This window comes from Mesorhizobium sp. M4B.F.Ca.ET.143.01.1.1, assembly GCF_004792275.1.
Lineage (GTDB): Bacteria > Pseudomonadota > Alphaproteobacteria > Rhizobiales > Rhizobiaceae > Mesorhizobium > Mesorhizobium abyssinicae.
In genome coordinates this window covers 1-287 of record NZ_SRSR01000340.1, presented here as the reverse complement: position 1 = coordinate 287, position 287 = coordinate 1, and the positions used below count along the sequence as shown (strand labels likewise).

Below are 287 nucleotides of genomic sequence, written 5' to 3'. Positions count from 1 at the left end.
TTATTCGATCGGCGAAACTGGTGTCGATGTCGCCGGGGCCCACCTCGCCGGTCGGCGCGACCGGCGTGAAGGCCGACAGGAAAGACCTGAGATCGAGCGTGTCGAAAGCGAGCGTGCCGGCAACCACCGGCCGCCCGTCCGCGACGGAGAAATCAAGCGCCCCCATGCCCGGATTGTTGTTGAGGGTGACCGTGGTGTTCTCGAACTTCACGCGCCCCGCCGAGGCGTTGACCTTGCTGGCGATCGAGACCGCGCCGATCGCAGCACCCGGCGCGAGCCCGGCTTGC

General features: G+C 67.6%; 1 pseudogene. It reads right to left on the bottom strand.

Features of this window, described 5'->3' with window-relative positions:
* Positions 1-287: pseudogene (locus tag EN786_RS37260) on the bottom strand (AsmA family protein); the annotation flags it as partial.